Annotated in this window: 18 protein-coding genes; 4 read left to right on the forward strand and 14 right to left on the reverse strand. The window is 66.2% G+C overall.

Annotated elements, in window-relative coordinates; genetic code table 11:
* The first annotated feature begins 2 nt into the window (after window positions 1–2).
* From zwf to RF641_RS08550, 4 genes are all read left to right on the forward strand, one after another.
* Window positions 3–1523: a glucose-6-phosphate dehydrogenase gene (gene zwf / locus RF641_RS08535; RefSeq protein ID WP_053798296.1), complete on the forward strand. Its 1521-nt coding sequence runs from the start codon at window positions 3–5 to the stop codon at window positions 1521–1523.
* Window positions 1520–2461: a glucose-6-phosphate dehydrogenase assembly protein OpcA gene (locus RF641_RS08540; RefSeq protein ID WP_047119339.1), complete on the forward strand. Its 942-nt coding sequence runs from the start codon at window positions 1520–1522 to the stop codon at window positions 2459–2461. Before zwf ends, RF641_RS08540 begins: the two co-directional genes overlap by 4 nt.
* Window positions 2451–3191 carry a 6-phosphogluconolactonase gene (pgl, locus tag RF641_RS08545; RefSeq protein ID WP_424572970.1) on the forward strand — a complete coding sequence of 247 codons (741 nt, stop codon included), beginning with the start codon at window positions 2451–2453 and terminating at the stop codon, window positions 3189–3191. The genes RF641_RS08540 and pgl overlap by 11 nt, the downstream gene beginning before the upstream one ends.
* Before the next feature lie 76 nt (window positions 3192–3267).
* A complete protein-coding gene (locus RF641_RS08550; RefSeq protein WP_424572971.1) occupies window positions 3268–4245 on the forward strand; it encodes an NAD(P)/FAD-dependent oxidoreductase in 978 nt (325 codons plus the stop codon).
* Between the two features lie 3 nt (window positions 4246–4248).
* On the opposite strand, the gene RF641_RS08555 is transcribed toward RF641_RS08550, so the two are convergent.
* From RF641_RS08555 to uvrA, 14 genes are all read right to left on the reverse strand, one after another.
* On the reverse strand, window positions 4249–4638 hold the full coding sequence (locus tag RF641_RS08555; protein WP_424572972.1) for an SdpI family protein: 390 nt from the start codon (window positions 4636–4638) through the stop codon (window positions 4249–4251).
* 19 nt (window positions 4639–4657) lie between these two features.
* The gene (locus RF641_RS08560) at window positions 4658–5008 is read right to left on the reverse strand and encodes a hypothetical protein (RefSeq protein ID WP_424572973.1); all 351 of its coding nucleotides are present in this window, start codon (window positions 5006–5008) and stop codon (window positions 4658–4660) included.
* 27 nt (window positions 5009–5035) lie between these two features.
* Window positions 5036–5287 (reverse strand): preprotein translocase subunit SecG, encoded by a 252-nt coding sequence (gene secG / locus RF641_RS08565; RefSeq protein ID WP_047119343.1) that lies wholly within the window; start codon window positions 5285–5287, stop codon window positions 5036–5038.
* A 22-nt stretch (window positions 5288–5309) separates the two neighbouring features.
* Window positions 5310–6125: a triose-phosphate isomerase gene (gene tpiA / locus RF641_RS08570; RefSeq protein WP_424572974.1), complete on the reverse strand. Its 816-nt coding sequence runs from the start codon at window positions 6123–6125 to the stop codon at window positions 5310–5312.
* A 3-nt stretch (window positions 6126–6128) separates the two neighbouring features.
* Entirely contained in the window at window positions 6129–7358 is a 1230-nt protein-coding gene (locus RF641_RS08575; protein WP_047119345.1) for a phosphoglycerate kinase, read from the reverse strand.
* 16 nt (window positions 7359–7374) lie between these two features.
* Entirely contained in the window at window positions 7375–8382 is a 1008-nt protein-coding gene (gene gap, locus RF641_RS08580) for a type I glyceraldehyde-3-phosphate dehydrogenase (RefSeq protein ID WP_424572975.1), read from the reverse strand.
* Between the two features lie 186 nt (window positions 8383–8568).
* The gene (locus tag RF641_RS08585) at window positions 8569–9198 is read right to left on the reverse strand and encodes a superoxide dismutase (RefSeq protein WP_047119347.1); all 630 of its coding nucleotides are present in this window, start codon (window positions 9196–9198) and stop codon (window positions 8569–8571) included.
* A 61-nt stretch (window positions 9199–9259) separates the two neighbouring features.
* Window positions 9260–10240 (reverse strand): DNA-binding protein WhiA, encoded by a 981-nt coding sequence (gene whiA / locus RF641_RS08590; protein WP_047119348.1) that lies wholly within the window; start codon window positions 10238–10240, stop codon window positions 9260–9262.
* A 28-nt stretch (window positions 10241–10268) separates the two neighbouring features.
* A complete protein-coding gene (locus RF641_RS08595) occupies window positions 10269–11294 on the reverse strand; it encodes a gluconeogenesis factor YvcK family protein (protein ID WP_047119349.1) in 1026 nt (341 codons plus the stop codon).
* 5 nt (window positions 11295–11299) lie between these two features.
* A complete protein-coding gene (gene rapZ / locus RF641_RS08600; protein WP_047119350.1) occupies window positions 11300–12193 on the reverse strand; it encodes an RNase adapter RapZ in 894 nt (297 codons plus the stop codon).
* A 9-nt stretch (window positions 12194–12202) separates the two neighbouring features.
* Entirely contained in the window at window positions 12203–14140 is a 1938-nt protein-coding gene (gene uvrC, locus RF641_RS08605; RefSeq protein WP_424572976.1) for an excinuclease ABC subunit UvrC, read from the reverse strand.
* Between the two features lie 3 nt (window positions 14141–14143).
* A complete protein-coding gene (locus tag RF641_RS08610; RefSeq protein ID WP_047119352.1) occupies window positions 14144–14815 on the reverse strand; it encodes a lysophospholipid acyltransferase family protein in 672 nt (223 codons plus the stop codon).
* Complete coding sequence (locus tag RF641_RS08615; RefSeq protein ID WP_424573021.1) at window positions 14816–15517, reverse strand: HAD hydrolase-like protein; 702 nt, start codon at window positions 15515–15517, stop codon at window positions 14816–14818.
* Window positions 15518–15625: 108 nt separating this feature from the next.
* Window positions 15626–18496: an excinuclease ABC subunit UvrA gene (uvrA, locus tag RF641_RS08620; RefSeq protein WP_424572977.1), complete on the reverse strand. Its 2871-nt coding sequence runs from the start codon at window positions 18494–18496 to the stop codon at window positions 15626–15628.
* Between the last annotated feature and the right edge of the window lie 57 nt (window positions 18497–18553).

Raw genomic sequence — 18553 nt, forward strand, 5'->3', positions numbered from 1 at the left:
AGATGAGCAATCCACTACGCGACGCCCGCGACCGGCGGCTTAACCGCATCGCCGGTCCGGGCGCGCTGGTGTTCTTCGGAATCACCGGCGACCTTGCCCGCAAGAAGCTGATGCCGGCGGTCTACGACCTCGCCAGCCGCGGCCTGCTGCCCCCGAACTTCGCCATCGTCGGCTTCGGCCGCCGCGACTGGTCCGCGCAGGACTTCGCCGCCCAGGCGCGCGAATGGATCCTGGCCAGCTCCCGCACCCCGTTCAACGAGACGGTGTTCGCGCAGCTGGCCTCCGGCATGCGCTTCATCTCCGGCGCCTTCGACGACGACGACGCCTACGAGCAGCTCTCCGCCACCCTGGACGAGCTGGCAGAGACCCGCTCCACCGGACGCAACCACGCGTTCTACCTGTCCATCCCGCCCAGCTGGTTCGACGTGGTCTGCGAAAAGCTCTCCGAGCACAAGCTGGCCAACGACGCCAACGAGGGCTGGGAGCGCGTGGTCATCGAGAAGCCCTTCGGCCACGACCTGGCCAGCGCGCGCGAGCTGAACGAGATCGTCGAGTCGGTGTTCCCGCCGGACGCCGTATTCCGCATCGACCACTACCTGGGCAAGGAGACGGTGCAGAACCTGCTGGCGCTGCGCTTCGGCAACCAGATGTTCGAGCCTTTGTGGAACAACAAGTACGTGGACCACGTGCAGATCACCATGGCCGAGGACATCGGCATCGGCGGGCGCGCGAGCTACTACGACGGCGTGGGCGCGGCCCGCGACGTGATCCAGAACCACCTGTTGCAGCTGCTGGCGCTGACTGCGATGGAGGAGCCCATCAGCTTCGACGCGGACCACCTGCGCAGCGAGAAGGAAAAGGTGCTCGCAGCGGTCAAGCTGCCGCAGGACCTGGGCGCGGCTTCGGCGCGCGGCCAGTACACCTCCGGCTGGCAGGGCGGCGAGGAGGTTGTCGGCTTCCTTGACGAGGAGGGCTTCAATCCCAAGTCCAAGACCGAGACCTACGCGGCGATCAGGCTGAACATCAACACCCGCCGCTGGGACGGGGTGCCGTTCTACCTGCGCGCCGGCAAGCGCCTGGGACGGCGCGTCACCGAGATCGCGGTGGTGTTCAAGAAGGCCCCGAACCTGCTGTTCACCGACCACAAGGACGACGAGTTCGGGCAGAACGCGTTCGTGATCCGGGTGCAGCCAGACGAAGGCGCGACCATCCGCTTCTCCTCCAAGGTGCCCGGCACCCAGATGGAGATCCGCGACGTGACCATGGACTTCGGCTACGGCAACGCGTTCACCGAGTCTTCCCCGGAGGCCTACGAGCGCCTGATCCTGGACGTGTTGCTGGGCGAGCCTCCGCTGTTCCCGCGCCATGAAGAGGTCGAGCAGTCCTGGCGCATCCTGGATCCCTTCGAGGAGTATTGGGCGGCCCAGCCCGAGCAGCCGGACCCCTACGCCCCTGGTTCCTGGGGCCCCGCCAGCAGCGACGAACTGATGGCCAAGGATGGAAGGACGTGGCGACGCCCATGATGATCGAACTTCCCAACACGACCACTTCCAAGGTCGCCAAGAAGCTGATCTCCTCGCGCCGCACCCACGGCGTGGTGGCGCTCTCCCGCGTGCTGACCCTGGTGGTCATCACCCGCGAGGGCTTCGCGGAGAACGCCATCGAGGCCGCCAACCTCGCAAGCCGCGAGCACCCCTGCCGCATCATCGTGGTGGTGCGCGGCTCCGCGCAGGGCGAGAACCGCCTGGACGTGCAGATCCGCGTGGGCGGCGACGCCGGCGCCTCGGAGGTCATCGTGATGCGCACGCACGGCCCGGACATGGAGGCCGACGAGGCGCTGATCTCCGCGCTGCTGCTGCCCGACGCGCCGATCGTGGCCTGGTGGCCGCACGGTGTGCCGGTCGACCCGGCCGCCACCGCGCTGGGCAAGATCGCGCACCGCCGCATCACCGACTCCGGCGAGACGAAGGACCCCACCGCGGCGCTGTTCAGCCGCGTGGCGACCTACCGCGCCGGCGACACCGACCTGGCCTGGACCCGCCTGACCCTGTGGCGCGCCCAGCTGGCGAGCATCATCGACCTGGTGGGCACCGAGGGCCTGACCAGCATCACCGTGAAGGGTTCGGAGAACTCCCCCTCCACCACGCTGCTGGCAGCCTGGCTGACCATGTGCCTCGACGTGCCGGTCACCATCGCCGCTGACAAGTCCACCGCGGGCCTGTCCTCGGTGCGGCTCTCCCGCGAGGGCGGCGACGTGGAACTCTCCCGCCCCTCGGGTCCCGTGGCTCATCTGTACCTGCCGGGCTCCGCTCCGCAGCGCATCTCGCTGCCGCGCCGCTCGGTGGCCGAATGCCTGGCCGAGGAGATGCGCCGCCTGGATGCGGACGACGTCTTCGGCGAGGTCATCACCCGCGGCCTGGCCCTGACCAACCTGAGGAGCATCCGTTCAAGTGATCGCTAGACAGATCGTCATCCACGAGGACCTGGCAGCCACCGCGCTCGGCATCGCCGCCCGGCTGGTCACCTCGATCGCCGACGCCATTGCCGCCCGCGGGGTGGCGCACGTGGTGCTGACCGGCGGCTCGCTGGGCATCGCCGCGCTGGCCGCCGTGGCGGAGAATCCCGCCCGCGTGAGCGTGGACTGGTCGAAGGTGCACTTCTGGTGGGGCGACGAGCGCTTTGTCCCCGCCGATTCGGCGGACCGCAATGCCGGACAGGCGGAGGTGCTGTTCGCGGCTCTTGACCAGCTGGGACTGGACCGCGAGACCGTGCACGCCATGGGCTCCACCGACCAGTACGACTGCGCCGAGGACGCGGCGGCCGCCTACACGGCCCTGCTGGCCCAGGAGGCTCCGGAAGGCGCCGCGAGCCCGGCCTTCGACGTGCTGATGCTGGGCATGGGCCCGGATTCGCACGTGGCATCCCTGTTCCCGAACCACACCAGGTCGGCCGAGCTGGGAGCGATTGCGATCCACGACTCCCCCAAGCCTCCGCCGCACCGCGTGTCGCTGACCATGGGCACCATCAACTCGGCCCGCGAGGTCTGGCTGCTGGTGGCCGGGGCGGAGAAGGCTCCGGCCTTGGCCGCCGCGCAGCACGAGGTCAACGAAGCCGCCGTGCCCGCCAGCGCGGTGCAGGGAACGCAGGCCACCCGCTGGCTTGTGGACCGCGCCGCCGCCACGCTGCTCTAAAACGCGTTATCCGCCGATGCCGCCAACACCAGCTGTTGGCGGCATCGGCCTTTGCTTTTCCCGAAAGGACTCCCCCATGCCCAGCACTGCCCTGAGCATCACCGTGATCGGCGCCGGTGTCATCGGCCTGTCCGCGGCCCACGAGCTGGCCGCCGCCGGACACCAGGTCACCGTCGCCTACGACCAGGAACTGCACGAGTGCGTCTCCTCGGTCGCCGCGGCCATCTGGTTCCCCTACCACTCGGAGAACTCCCCGGCCGCCGACCAGTTGCTGGCGGATTCGCTGGCCCGCTTCGAGCAGCTCTCGGAAAACCCCGAGACCGGCATCGACTTGCGCCGCGGCCTGAACGTGGACCACCTGCCGGGCGCGGACCGCAGCTGGACCCGCATCGTCGCCGGCACCGAGGAAGCATCCCCAGCGGATCTGCCGGACGGTGCCCACGCGGGCGTCTGGGCGACGGTGCCGATCATCACCATGAGCACCTACCTCGGCTGGCTGCGCGGCCAGGTCGAAGCGCTGGGCGTGAAGTTCGAAAAGCGCACCGTTGGCGATCTGGCGGAGCTCAAGGACGAAGCGGATCTGGTGGTGCTGGCTGCGGGCCTGCGCGGCGGCGAGCTGCTAGGCGACGACGAGACCGTCTACCCGATCCGCGGGCAGGTTGTGCGCCTGGCCAACACGAAGAACCTGACGCAGTGGCTGTGCGACGACGACTACCCGCAAGGCGTCAGCTACATCATCCCCCGCCGCGAGGACATCATCGTCGGCGGCACCGACACCGCGAACGACTGGAACCGCGAGGTCGAGCCGCAGACCTCCATCGACATCCTGGAGCGCGCTGCCAAGCTGGTGCCGGAGCTGGAAGGCCTGGAGGTGCTGGAGCACAAGGTCGGTCTGCGCCCGGCGCGAGAGACCATCCGGCTGGAGCACGTCCCAGACCACCCGCTGCCGGTGATCGCGGCCTACGGGCACGGCGGCGCCGGAGTCACGCTGTCCTGGGGCACCGCGCAGCGCGTCGTGGAGCTGGCCGAGGCGCTTCGCGCAGGCACGAACTAGCAGCTACCGCTGCTGCAGATCGGCAGGCGGCGCGGCGGCCATGTTCTTGGCCGCGGCATTCGCCCTGCTCGCAGAGAGCAAGGCCAGGCAGGTGACTGCAAGATAGCCGATGGCCGTCACGGCGAAGGCCCACCCGGCCAGCTGCAGCAGGCACAATGCTGCACCGGCAAGCAGCACCGCCCAGCCGCAGCGGGCAGCTGCCTTCAGCACCGGCGCGCCGGCTGCATGGCCGCGCAGCCACGCCGCATCGCTGGCGAGCGTATGCCTCGTCTTGATTCCGATCGCGGTGTTCCGCGGCAGTCGGCCCTCGCGCATCGAGGGCGCTAGAACGGCCGCAACCACGGTGACGACCAGGAGCCCCGCCATGAACGGGATGACGCTGATGAGTTCCACGTGATCCTGTCTTGAAGTCCTAGAAGAGCCCGGGGATCTTGCGTGCAAAGAGCGACGAGGACATGACCAACGCCAGGCCGCTGAAAATAAGCAGCGGGGCGATGATGCTTGCCAGCAGCGGGCCCAAGGATTCGGTCCGGGTGGCGTTTGCAACAGCGAGCCTGCCGTCGGCCGTCAGGGAGTCCCGCTCCGTGAACAGCATCACCAAAGCCACCCCGAGCGCCATGGCGACGATTCCGAAACCGGCCATCCAGCCGGCGTTGGCGCGATCGGCGGGTTCGGTCTCCAGCTGCTGGTCCGAACTGATGCTGGTCCTCGGGCAATTAAAAAATCGGTAGGCATCTTCCACAAGTATGCGGAAGATGCCCACCGATTGCACGCGATGCGATGCCGAAGACTATGCCTCGATATTGAATCTCATCACTAGGGCCAAGCCAATGATGACTGCGCCCCAGATCAGGCCAAGGATGATGGTGATGCGGTTCAGGTTTCGCTCTGCGACCCCCGAAGAACCCATCGAACTGGTCATGCCGCCGCCAAACATGTCGGACATACCGCCACCCTTACCCTTGTGAAGGAGAATCAGGAGGGTCAGCAAGACACTGGTAATGCCCAGCAGGACCTGCAAAATGATCTTGATAATATCCAAGACGACGGTTCCTTAGTTAGATTCAGTCGGTAACGAGATGATGCTCGAACCGTACAATATTAGCAAATTCTTCGGCGTCGAGGCTGGCTCCGCCAACCAACACGCCGTCGACGTCGCGTTCACGCATGATCGCAGCCGCATTCGAGGCCTTGACGCTGCCGCCGTAGAGCAGTCGGGTCTTTTGCGCGATGTCCTCGCCGAAGCGCTCGGCCAGTGCCCCGCGGATCGCCGCGCACAGTTCCTGCGCGTCAGCCGGTCCCGCGACCTCGCCGGTGCCGATGGCCCAGACCGGCTCGTAGGCGATGACCATGTTTTCGGCCTGCTCGGCGCTCACGCCCGCCAGGGATTCGTTCAGCTGCTCAAGGGTGAAGGCTACATGCTCTCCTGCCTTGCGGACTTCCAGGCCTTCGCCCACGCAGAGAACCGGGGTCACTTCGTGGCGGTAGGCCGCCGCGAGCTTCGAGGCGATAACCTCGTTGGTTTCGTTGTGGTACTCGCGTCGTTCCGAGTGGCCGACCAGCACGTAGGTGCAGCCCAGCTTCTTCAGGAACTGCCCGGAAATCTCGCCGGTGTAGGCGCCCGAATCGTGGGCGGACAGATCCTGCGCACCGTAGACAAGATCCAGCTTGTCGCCCAGGGTCAGGGTCTGCACACCGCGGATGTCGGTGAAGGGCGGGAAGACCGCAACCTCTGCACGATCGTAGTCGTGCTCGTGGTCCTTCAGCGTCCACGCCAGCTTCTGGACAAGGGTGATGCCCTGGACATGGTCCATGTTCATCTTCCAGTTGCCGGCGATCAGCGGCTGGCGCACAAAGGCGCCGTTCTGCGAAATGGTCATTAATTAGCCTTCCAGTGCGGCAACACCCGGGAGGGTCTTGCCTTCAAGGTACTCCAGGGAGGCGCCGCCGCCGGTGGAGATATGTCCGAAGTCGTCCTCGGAGAAGCCCAGCGCGCGCACGGCCGCGGCAGAGTCGCCGCCGCCTACCACGCTGAACGCCTCCGAACCGGCCAGTGCCTGCGCGACGGTACGGGTGCCCTCGGCGAACGCAGGGATCTCAAAGACACCCATCGGGCCGTTCCAGAACACGGTGTTGGCGCCGGTGATGTAGCTGGCGAACTTCTCCGCGGACTTCGGGCCGATGTCCAGGCCCAGGCCGTTGGAGCCGAAGCTGGCTTCCTCGATCTTGTCGGCGTCCAGCACCTCGTGGGCTGCGTCGGCGCCGAACTTGTCGGCCACCACGACGTCAACCGGGAGGATGATGTCGCAGACGAGCTTCTCGGCGCGCTGCAGGTACTCCTGGCACACGGCGATCTGGTCTTCTTCAAGCAGCGAGCCGCCGATGTTATGACCCTGGGCCTTAAGGAAGGTGAACGCCATGCCGCCGCCGATGAGCAGCTGGTCGGCTTTGCCGATCAGGTTGTCGATGACCGCCAGCTTGTCCGAGACCTTCGAACCGCCCAACACGACCACGTAGGGGCGCTTGGGTGCTTCGGTCAGGGTCTTGAGGACCTGGACCTCGGTCGCGACCAGGTCGCCCTGGTAGCTTGGCAGCAGTGCGGCGATGTCGTACACCGAAGCGTGCTTGCGGTGCACTGCACCGAAGGCGTCGTTGACGTAGGCGCCGTCGGGGCCGGTCAGCGCGGCCAGTTCCTTGGCCAGCTCGACACGCTCCGCGTCGATCTTGGAGGTCTCGCGGGCGTCGAAGCGGACGTTTTCCAGCACCAGGACCGAGCCGTCGGCCAGTCCGGCAGCCGCCTCGCGGGCCGAGGGGCCCACGACGTCGGATGCCACGGTGACGTCGAAGTCAGCCAGCTCGTTCAGGCGCTTGGCCGCCGGAGCGATGGAGTACTTCGGGTCGAACTGGCCCTTCGGACGGCCCAGGTGGGCCATCACGATGACCTTGGCGCCGGCATCGGCCAGCTTGGAAATGACCGGCAGCGAAGCGCGGACACGGCCGTCATCGGTCACGGTGGCTCCGTCGAGCGGTACGTTCAGGTCGCTGCGGACCAGTACGTAGCGTCCGCGGACACCGTTGTCAGCGAGCAATTCGTCGAGAGTATGTGAAGTCATGTCTCTAGGTTATCGACTAGAGGCTGGAACCCACGAATTCGACAAGGTCAACAAGGCGTGAGGTGTATCCCCACTCGTTGTCGTACCAAGCCACAACCTTCACGCTGTTGCCGATCACGGTGGTCAGCCCGGAATCGAAAATCGCCGAATGCGGGTTCGTCACAATGTCGGTGGAAACCAGCGGGTCGGTCGAGTATTCGAGGTACTTGGACAGCTTGCCCTCGCTGGCCGCCTTTTCGAAGGCCGCGTTGACCTCTTCCACGGTGGCGGTGCGGGCCAGGTTGACGGTCAGGTCGGTGGCCGAGCCGGTGGGAACCGGCACGCGCATGGCGTAGCCGTTGAGCTTGCCCTTCAGCTCCGGAAGCACCACGCCGATGGCCTTGGCGGCGCCGGTGGAGGTCGGGATCATGTTCAGCGCCGCGGCACGGGCGCGACGAGGGTCGCGGTGCGGGGCGTCCTGCAGCCGCTGGTCGGCGGTGTAGGCGTGGATGGTGGTCATCAAGCCGTCGACAATGCCGAATTCGTCGTTGAGCACCTTGGCCACCGGGGCCAGGCAGTTGGTGGTGCACGAAGCGTTCGAGATGATGGCGTGGCTGGCCGGATCGTACTTGTCCTGGTTGACACCCATCACGATGGTGATGTCCTCATGCTTGGCGGGGGCAGAGATGATGACCTTCTTGGCGCCGGCTTCGATGTGGTGGCGGGCCTCGTCGGCCTTGGTGAACAGGCCGGTGGACTCGATGACGATGTCTACGTTCAGGTCGCGCCATGGCAGGTTGCCTGGCTTGCGCTCGGACAGGACCTTGATGCGGCGTTCGCCGATGACGATCTCGTCGCCGTAGACGGAAACCGGCTCGCCCAGCGGGCCGAGGACGGAATCGAACTTCACCAGGTGAGCAAGCGAATCGATTGAACCAAGGTCGTTCACGGCGACGATATCGATGTCCGCCTTGTGGGCAAGGACCGCACGCAGGAAGTTGCGTCCGATACGACCGAAACCATTGATTCCAACACGGGTTGTCACGTGACTATCTCCTCTAAATGGGAAAATGATGCCACGACCGCAATCTTACGGAAGTGGCCTACTTTAAAGAGGACACTCCGTTGTGCCGTGCATGCGGACCCCGGCTGATGCCGGGATCCACCACACACTTAAACATCCTACGCCATCTCAGCGCTGAATGTGAGCTAACTTACCGAATAAGTCAGTTTACTTGCCTGGAACGATCAGCCCGGCGGCGCCGTTGCGGGCAGCCTCGAAGCGAGCCTGGACGTCGGCCCAGTTCACGATGTTCCAGAAGGCCTTGACGTAGTCGGCCTTGACGTTGACGTAGTCCAGGTAGAAGGCGTGCTCCCACATGTCCAGCATCAGCAGCGGGATGGTTGCCACTGGGACGTTGCCCTGCTGATCGTAGAGCTGCTCGATGACCAGCTGGCCGCCGATTGCATCGTATGCCAGGACTGCCCAGCCGGAGCCCTGCAGGCTCATGGCCGACGCGGTGAAGTGACCGCGGAATGCATCGAAGGAACCGAAGAAGTCGTCGATCGCGGCAGCCAGCTCGCCCTCAGGCTTGTCGCCGCCTTCTGGGGACAGGTTGTTCCAGAAGATCGAGTGGTTGGTGTGGCCGCCGAGGTGGAAGGCCAGATCCTTGGACAGCTTTGGGATGTTGCCGAACTCGCCCTTTTCGCGAGCCTCAGCCAGCTGCTCCAGTGCCGAGTTGGCGCCGGCAACGTAGGTTGCGTGGTGCTTCGAATGGTGCAGCTCCATGATGCGAGCCGAGATGTTCGGCTCAAGGGCAGCGTAGTCGTACTGCAGTTCTGGCAGCGAATAGACAGCCATGATTCTCCTCAATCTGTTCAATTGGATGAATCTCCGCGGAAAGGATTACCGCGGGGACACTTTACTGTTCCAGTTCATCTACTGGAACGCTGGACTCGGTGCCGGGTATTCCCAGATCACTGGCTTTTTTATCGGCCATCGCCAAAAGGCGGCGGATCCGGCCGGCAATCGCGTCCTTGGTCATGGGTGGTTCAGCCATGCGGCCGAGCTCATCCAGCGACGCCTGTTTGTGCTCCAGGCGCAGCAGTCCGGCGTAACGCAGGTGCTCTGGCACCTCGTCACCCAGAATCTCGATGGCGCGCTCAACTCGCGCACCGGCGGCCACCGCGGCCTGCGCGCTGCGGCGCAGGTTGGCGTCGTCGAAGTTCGCCAGGCGGTTGGCCGTGGCGCGCACTTCCTTGCGCATGCGGCGCTCTTCCCAGACCATGAGCGCATCGTGCGCGCCCATGCGGGTCAGCAGCTGGGCGATGGCGTCGCCGTCGCGGATCACCACGCGGTCCACGCCGCGCACCTCGCGGGCCTTGACGGTCAGCCCCAGGCGGCGCGCCGCGCCCACTAGGGCCAGCGCTGCTTCGGGGCCCGGGCAGGTGATTTCCAGGGCGGAACTGCGTCCGGGTTCGGTGAGCGAACCGTGGGACAGGAACGCACCGCGCCACACGGCCTCGGCGTCTGCAGTCGAGCCGTTGACGATCACCGAGGGCAGGCCACGCACCGGGCGGCCGCGCTGGTCGAGCAAGCCGGTCTGGCGGGCCAGGACTTCGCCGTCCTTGGAAACGCGCACGATGTAGCGGCTGCCCTTGCGGATCCCCGATCCGGACACCATGACGATCTCGGCATCGTGGCCGTACAGCTCGCCAATGGCAATCTTCAAGCGGCGGGCGGTCGCAGCCAGGTCCACTTCAGCTTCGATGACAATTCGCCCGGAGACAATATGCAATCCTCCGCTGAAGCGCAGCATGGTAGAGACTTCGGCCTTGCGGACCGAAGGCTTGCGAATTTCCACCCGCGACAGCTCGTCTTTGACGGAAGCCGTCAATGCCATGAATCAAACTCCCTTACATGGATCCTTCCTAGGATCCGATTGCGGTAAACACCTCGTGATAGGCCGCCGCTAGACGCAACGGGTCGTGCACTGCACGACCGTCAGATACTCCTACTCTACTAAAAAAGGTCCGGGCACCGAGTTTTTGCGCTGCCAGCTCAAATCGCTCCTTGTTGTTCACCAGCGATTCGTCGGCCAGAATGGCGTCGAATTTCACCTCCGGGGCGTAGCGGCTGAGCACCTCCAGGTGCGCCGCGGCATCCAGTCCGGAAGTTTCGGCGGTTTCCAGGTCCAGATTCATGGTCAGCAGCCGCTTGGCAGTGGTGCTGGCAATGGCCTGGCGCATGTCGGGAAGCAGCAGGTGCGGCAGCACCGAGGTGTACCAGGAGCCGGGGCCCAGGACCACCCAGTCGGCCAGTTCGATGGCTTCCAGGGCTTCGGCGCAGGCCGGCGCATCGGGCGGATCAAGGCTCACGTTGGTGACCAGTCCCCCGTGCCCCGCCTTGGCGATCTTCGCCTGGCCTTCGATGCGTCGGCGCACCAGCGTATCGGTGGCCGAGTCGGCCTCCAGCACCTCGCCGTGGATGGACAGCGGCACCGTGCTCATCGGCAGCACCTGGCCGCGAGCCCCGAGCAGGGCGCCAGCCCAGCGCAGGCCCGCCACCGGGCTGTCCAGCAGCTCCCAGAGCGCCAGGATCAGCAGATTGCCCACGGCGTGGCCGTTGAGCGGCTCGTCAGCGTTCTCCAGCGACTCGAAGCGGTGCTGCATGACATCGCGCCAGGTGCGGCCCCAGTCGTTGTCGTCGCACAAGGCGGCCAGCGCCATGCGCAAGTCGCCCGGGGGCAGCACGTCGAAGGAATTGCGCAGGCGTCCGGAGCTGCCGCCGTCGTCGGCGACTGTCACCACGGCGGTGAGGTCGGTGGACAGCCGGCGCAGCGCGGACAGCGATGCGGACAGTCCGTGTCCGCCGCCCAGTGCGACGACCGACGGGTTGCGGTAGTCGTCGCTGCGGTTCAGGCCCTGGATCGGGATGGGGCCGGTAGCGAAAGCCATAATCCCTACTCGCGTCCCAGGTCTCGGTGGCTGACGTTGACGCGGACGTTGGGCAGCTGGGCCAGCCGGCGGCCGAGCTCGATGCTGGTGGCCACCGAACGGTGCTTGCCGCCGGTGCAGCCCACGGCGATCGTCGCGTAGTGCTTGTTCTCACGGCGGTAGCCTTCGAAGACGGGCTCCAGCGCCTTGAGGTAGTTCTCGATGAATTCGCTGGTTCCGGTCTGCGAGAGCACGTAGTCCGAGACTTCCTTGTCGCGGCCGGTCTGCGGGCGCAGCTCCGGCACCCAGTGCGGGTTCGGGATGAAGCGCACGTCGGCCACGTAGTTGGCGTCGGTGGGCAGGCCGTACTTGAAGCCGAAGCTCATCACGTTGATACGCAGGATGATCGGTCCGGACTCGCTGAACAGCTCGTTGACCGAGCGGGCCAGGTCGTGCACCGACATGGAGGAGGAATCCAGGATGATCTCCGCGGCGTCGCGCAGCTCGCGGGTGATTTCGCGTTCGCGCTGGATGCCGTCGACGATGCGCCCGTCGCCCTGCAGCGGGTGCGGGCGTCGTCCCTGCTCGAAGCGGCGCACCAGCACCTCGTCGCTGGCGTCGAGGTAGACCAGGCGGTACTTGACGCCGCTGGCCGTCAGATTGGCCAGCGCGTCGCGGATCTCCGGGAACATGTCCTTGGAGCGCACGTCCATCACCACGGCCATGCGCGGGATGGATCCCTGCGAGCGGCTCATCAGCTCGGTCAGGGGTCCGAGCATGGCCGGCGGCAGGTTCTCCACCACATACCAGTCTTGGTCCTCCAGGGCGTGGGCAACAGTCGTGCGACCGGCACCTGACATGCCGGTAACGATCACCAGCTCGGACTCCGGGGGCTTTACGGCTTCATACTCAGCGCTCATACTTCAAGGCTAGTCCAGAATTTCTCCGGTAGTCATGTTTACCGCGCCCGGTGACGCGCCTTGAAGCGAATCCTTGATGGTTTGCGCCAGCTTCGGGCCCACACCCGGCACTTCGAGCAGCTCCTCCACGCTGGCGGCGCGGATCTTCTTCATGGAGCCGAAATGCTTGCGCAGCGCTTCCTGCTTGGCCTTGCCCAGCCCCGGCACGGCATCCAGCTCGGATGCGAGCATCGACTTGCCGCGCTTGGCCCGGTGGAAGGTGATCGCGAAGCGGTGCGCCTCGTCGCGCAGCCGCTGCACCAGGTACAGGGCGGCGGAGGCACGCGGCAGGATCAGCGGGAACGGGTCATCCGGCAGCCACAGCTCTTCCAGGCGCTTGGCCAGGCCGACGACGGGGATGTCGTCGATGCCCAGGTCGTCCAGGGCCTTCTGGGCGGCGGCGACCTGGGGCGGGCCGCCGTCGACGATCACCAGCGAGGGCGGGTAGGCGAACTTCTTCACCTCGGCGGTGCCGGGCTCCACCTCGCCGCCGGCGAGCACCAGCGGGTCCACCTTTTCCTTCAGGTAGCGGCTGAAACGGCGGTGGATCACGTCGTACATGCTGGCGGTATCGTCGCGCGCGGCTTCCCCGGTGATGGAGAACTTGCGGTATTCGCTCTTCTTGGGCAGTCCGTCCTCGAACACGACCATCGAGGCGACCACGTTGGTGCCCTGGGTGTGCGAGGCGTCGTAGCATTCGATGCGCAGCAGCGCCTGCTCGGCGCCCAGCGCGTCCTGCAGCTCCTGCATGGCCAGCGAACGCGTGGTGATGTCGCCGGCGCGCTTGGACTTGTGCAGGCGCAGCGCCTGCTCGGCGTTTTCCACCACGGTGCCGGCCAGCGCGGCCTTGTCCCCGCGCTGGGCCACGCGCAGCGAGACCCGCGAGCCGCGCAGCTCGGAGAGCCACTGCGTGACGTCGTCCACGTCCTCGGGCAGCGTCGGCACCAGGATCTCGCGCGGGATGCGGTCGGCGTGGTCCGCGTAGACCTGGGTGAGCAGCTGCTCGACGAATTCCCCGTCGGTGGTGTCGGTGACCTTCTCCACGACCCAGCCGCGCTGGGAGCGGATGCGCCCGTCGCGCACGTGGAACACCTGCACCGCGGCTTCCAGCTCGTCCCCGTGGATGCCGAAGATGTCTGCGTCGGTGTTGTCCGCCAGCACCACCGCATTGCGCTCGAAGACTTTGTTCAGCGCCGCGATGTCGTCGCGGTAGCGGGCCGCCTGCTCGTATTCAAGCTGGGCTACGGCTTCCTGCATCTTGGCGGTCAGCGCCTTGGTGAAGCGGGTGGCCTCCCCGCCCATGAAGGTGCACAGGTCATCGGCCAGCGCCCGGTGGTCTTCCTCGCTGATGCGCCCTACGCAGGGCGCGGAGCACTTGTCGATGTATCCCAGCAGGCACGGGCGGCCCGAGGCCTGCGCGCGCTTGAACACCCCGGGGGCGCAGCTGCGCACCGGGAAGACGCGCAGCAGCGTGTCAAGGGTTTCGCGGATGGCCTTAGCCGGGTAGAACGGGCCGAAGTACTTCACGCCCTTGCGCTTGTCCCCGCGCATCACCAAGGCGCGCGGGAACTTCTCGTCCATGGTCACGGCCAGGTAGGGGTAGGATTTGTCGTCGCGGAAGACGATGTTGAAGCGCGGGTTGTACTCCTTGATCCAGGTGTACTCCAGCTGCAGCGCCTCCAGCTCCGAGCCCACCACGGTCCACTCGACGCTCGCGGCGGTGAACACCATGGTGCGGGTCTTGGGCGTGAGCCGCTCGGGCTTGGCGAAGTAGGACAGCAGCCGGCTGCGCAGGATCTTGGCCTTGCCCACGTAGATGACCCGGCCGTGCTCGTCGCGGAAGCGGTACACGCCCGGCCTGGTGGGGATGTCCGAGGTTTTCGGACGGTAGCTGGCGGGATCGGCCATGGCTTACTTGGCGTCCGGGGGCAGCTGGTTGTAGGAGTCCACGCGGTCCTGGCCGGAAAGCTCGGCAATCGCGTCGACGATCCTATCGGTGGCCAGGCGGCGCTGCGGCAGCGGGTGCTTGCGTCCGAGCTTGTCGAAGTACAGCGGCTCGCCGTAGTGGATGTGGAACTTGGCCGGGCGGAAGCCCTTGGTGCCCGCGGGCTGCAGCTTCTCGGTGCCGATCAGCCCGACCGGGACCACCGGCACGCCGGTGGTCAGCGCCAGCCAGCCCACCCCGGTGCGGCCGCGGTACAGCCTGCCGTCGCGCGAACGGGTGCCCTCCGGGTAGATGCCGATGCCGGAACCGCCCTCGATGATCTCCACCAGCGAATCCAGGGCCGCCACGGAGGCGGCCTGCTCGCCGCGCTGGACCGGGATGGATCCCACCGACTCGAAGAAGGACTTCATCAGCTTGCCCTTCACTCCGGGCGTGGTGAAGTATTCGGCCTTCGCGAAGAATGCGACATCGCGCGGCGTCAGCGCCTGGATGATCAGCGAGTCGAAGAAGGACAGGTGGTTGGAGGCGACGATGAAGCCGCCCTCCTTGGGCACGTTTTCCAGGCCGGTGACCTCGGCGCGGCAGATGCCGTGGATGATGCCGCGGATCGAGGATCGCGTCATGGTGTAGATGCTCATCTACTGTGCACCTTCCTGCATCAGTTCTTCAAAGTTCAATTCGGCCGCGCCGTCCCTGCCCAGCAGCAGCTGCGCCAGTTCGACCGCGGTGGAGACCCGGTAGTCGGCGGCGTCCAGCTCGTCGCCCTGCGCGAAGCCCCAGCGCACGCCGATGGACTTCACGCCGTTCGCGCGCGCCGCATCCAGGTCGTAGTGCCGGTCCCCCACCACCACGCTACGCGACGGATCCAGATCCGCGTGCTTCAACGCGGCGGCCACGATGTGCGCCTTGCTCGATCCGTGGGATCCGCCTTCGCTGGTGTTCCCGTGCACCGCATCCAAGCTGCCGGCCAGGGACTGCGCCTCGATCAGCTCGCGGGCGATGGGCAGCGGCTTGGCGGTGGTGACCGCGGTGTGGATGCCGGCGGCGCGAAGCCCGTCCAGCAGCGTACGCATGCCCGGGTAGACCACCGACTGACGCATGCCGACCTCCGAGTATCGGGCCCGGTAGGCGGCGATCACCGAGTCGATATTCGCGTCGGTGACACCGTCCAGGGTGCGCAGCCCGATCTGCAGCGGCGGGCCGACCAACGCTTCGATTTTTTCCTCGCCGGGATCCGGGAGCCCATGGGCCACCAAGGCATGGCGGATTCCTGAGGTTATGGACCCTGCAGGGTCCACGAGGGTCCCGTCCAGATCAAAGAGCACGCTGGTTACCGACATATTCACTAGGACATCATCCCATGAAGCGGACGCGGGTAAATAATCCATAACTGAAATCGAATATACCCGCGCCCGTTCCCCGGGTTCGCCGCTCGCGGCGCCCCCGGGCTAGAGGATTTCGGCCAGGAACCGTCCGGTGTGCGATTCGGCGACCTTCGCGACCTTCTCCGGGGTGCCGGTGGCCATGATGGTGCCCCCTCCCGAACCGCCTTCCGGTCCCAGGTCGATGACCCAGTCGGCGGACTTGATGACATCCAGGTTGTGCTCGATGGTCAGCACGGTGTTGCCCTTGTCCACCAGCCCCTGCAGCACCAGCAGCAGCTTGCGGATGTCCTCGAAGTGCAGGCCGGTGGTCGGCTCGTCCAGCACGTAGATGGAGCGGCCGTTGGAGCGCTTCTGCAGCTCCGCGGCAAGCTTCACGCGCTGCGCTTCGCCGCCGGAGAGCGTGGTCGCCGGCTGGCCCAAGCGGACATAGCCCAGGCCCACGTCCACCAGGGTTTTCAGATGGCGGGCGATCGGGGTGAAGGCGCTGAAGAACTCGGCACCCTCCGCGATCGGCATGTCCAGCACGTCGGCGATGTTCTTGCCCTTGTAGAGCACCTGCAGGGTTTCGCGGTTGTAGCGCGCCCCGTGGCAGACCTCGCAGGGCACGTAGACGTCCGGCAGGAAGTTCATCTCGATCTTCAGCGTGCCGTCGCCCGAGCAGGCCTCGCAGCGTCCGCCCTTGACGTTGAAGGAGAAGCGGCCCGGCTGGTAGCCGCGAAGCTTCGCCTCGTTGGTCTCCGCGAACAGCTTGCGGATGTTGTCGAACACGCCGGTGTAGGTGGCAGGGTTGGAGCGCGGGGTGCGGCCGATCGGCGACTGGTCCACGTGGACCACCTTGTCCAGGTGCTCCAAGCCCTGCACGCGGGTGTGCAGGCCGGGGACCTGCTTCGCGCCGTTGAGCTTGTTCGCCAGCACCTTGTAGAGGATGTCGTTGACCAGGGTCGACTTGCCCGAGCCGGACACGCCGGTCACCGCGGTCAGCACGCCCAGCGGGAACTCGACGCTGACGTTCTGCAGGTTGTTCTCGCTGGCGCCGACGACCTTGAGCTTGCGGTCCTTGTCCACCTTGCGGCGCTTGGACGGGATCTCGATCTGCTTGCGGCCGGAAAGGTAGTCGCCGGTCAGCGAACGGGTGTTCTCCTTCAGCCCCTCCACGGAGCCGGAGTGCACCACTTCGCCGCCGTGCTCGCCCGCGCCAGGGCCGATGTCAACGATCCAGTCCGCCTCGGCGATGGTGTCCTCGTCGTGCTCCACCACGATCAGGGTGTTGCCCAGCGAACGCAGGTGCAGCAGGGTCTCGATCAGCCGTCGGTTGTCGCGCTGGTGCAGGCCGATGGACGGCTCGTCGAGCACGTAGAGCACACCCACCAGGCCGGAGCCGATCTGGGTGGCCAGGCGGATGCGCTGGGCTTCGCCGCCGGACAGCGTGCCGGCCGCGCGTTCAAGGGTCAGGTATTCCAGGCCCACGTCCAGCAGGAACTTCATGCGAGCGCCGATTTCCTTGAGCACCTGCACCGCGATCTGCGCCTCGCGGTTGCTCAGTTCCAGGGTGGTCAGGAACTCGGCGGCGCTGCGCAGGTCCATGGCGGAGACCTCGGCGATGGACTTGCCGCCCACCAGCACCGACAGCGAGGCCGGGTTCAGCCGGGCGCCGCCGCAGGTCGGGCACGGGATCTGGCGCATGTACTGCTCGTAGCGGTCGCGCGCGTGGTCCGATTCGGTTTCCTGGTGCTTGCGGTGCACGTAGGAGATGACGCCCTCGAAGCCGGTCGAGTACTTGCGTTCGCGGCCGAAGCGGTTCTTGTACTGCACCACGACCTTGTGGTCCTTGCCGTTCAGGATGGCCTGGCGGGCTGCGGCGGGAAGGTCTTTCCAGCGGGTGTCCATGCTGAAGCCCAGGTCCTTGCCCAAGCCCTCGATCAGCCGGTTCCAGTACTCGGTGGTGGCCTTGCCCAGCGACCACGGGGCGATTGCGCCCTCACTGAGGGTCACCTCGTCGTCGGGGACGATCAGGTGCTCGTCCACCTCCAGCTTGGTGCCGATGCCGGAGCAGGCGGCGCAGGCGCCGAAGGGGTTGTTGAAGGAGAAGGTGCGCGGCTCGATCTCGTCGATGGCCAGCGGGTGCTCGTTCGGGCAGGCCAGGTTCTCGGAGAAGGAGCGGATGCGCTTCGGGTCGTCGTCCTCCAGGTCCACGAAGTCGGCCAGCACGCGGCCGTCGGCGATGCCCAGCGCGGTCTCGATGGAGTCGGTCAGCCGCTGGCGGACCTCCTCCTTCATGGCCAGGCGGTCGACGACCACCTCGATGGTGTGCTTGACCTGCTTGGCCAGCTTCGGCGGATCGGTCAGCTGGATGGTCTGCCCGTCCACGCGGGCGCGGGAGAAGCCCTTGGCTGACAGCTCCGCGAACAGGTCGACGAATTCGCCCTTGCGGGCGCGGACCACGGGAGCCAGGATCTGGAAGCGGGTTCGCTCGGGCAGCTCCATGAGCTGGTCCACGATCTGCTGCGGGGTCTGCTTGGAAATCGGCTCGCCGCATTCCGGGCAGTGCGGCCGGCCCACGCGCGCCCAGAGCAGGCGCATGTAGTCGTAGACCTCGGTGATGGTGCCGACAGTGGAACGCGGGTTGCGGCTGGTGGACTTCTGGTCGATGGACACCGCCGGGGACAGGCCCTCGATGAAGTCCACGTCCGGCTTGTCGACCTGGCCCAGGAACATGCGCGCGTAGGCAGAGAGCGACTCGACATAACGTCGCTGGCCCTCGGCGAAGATGGTGTCGAACGCGAGGGAGGACTTGCCGGACCCGGACAGGCCGGTGAAGACAATCATCGCGTCGCGGGGCAGATCGATGTCCACGTTCTTCAGGTTGTGCTCGCGCGCGCCCTTCACGACCAGGCGCGTCAGATCAGTTTTCTTGCTCTCTGCAGTAATAGCCACGAAGCAATACTAATCGAAAATTGCTTCGAATGAGTGTGAACTCTGACGCAACTCACA

Source organism: Arthrobacter sp. 'calajunan' (assembly GCF_046940185.1).
Taxonomy (GTDB): Bacteria; Actinomycetota; Actinomycetes; order Actinomycetales; family Micrococcaceae; genus Glutamicibacter; species Glutamicibacter soli.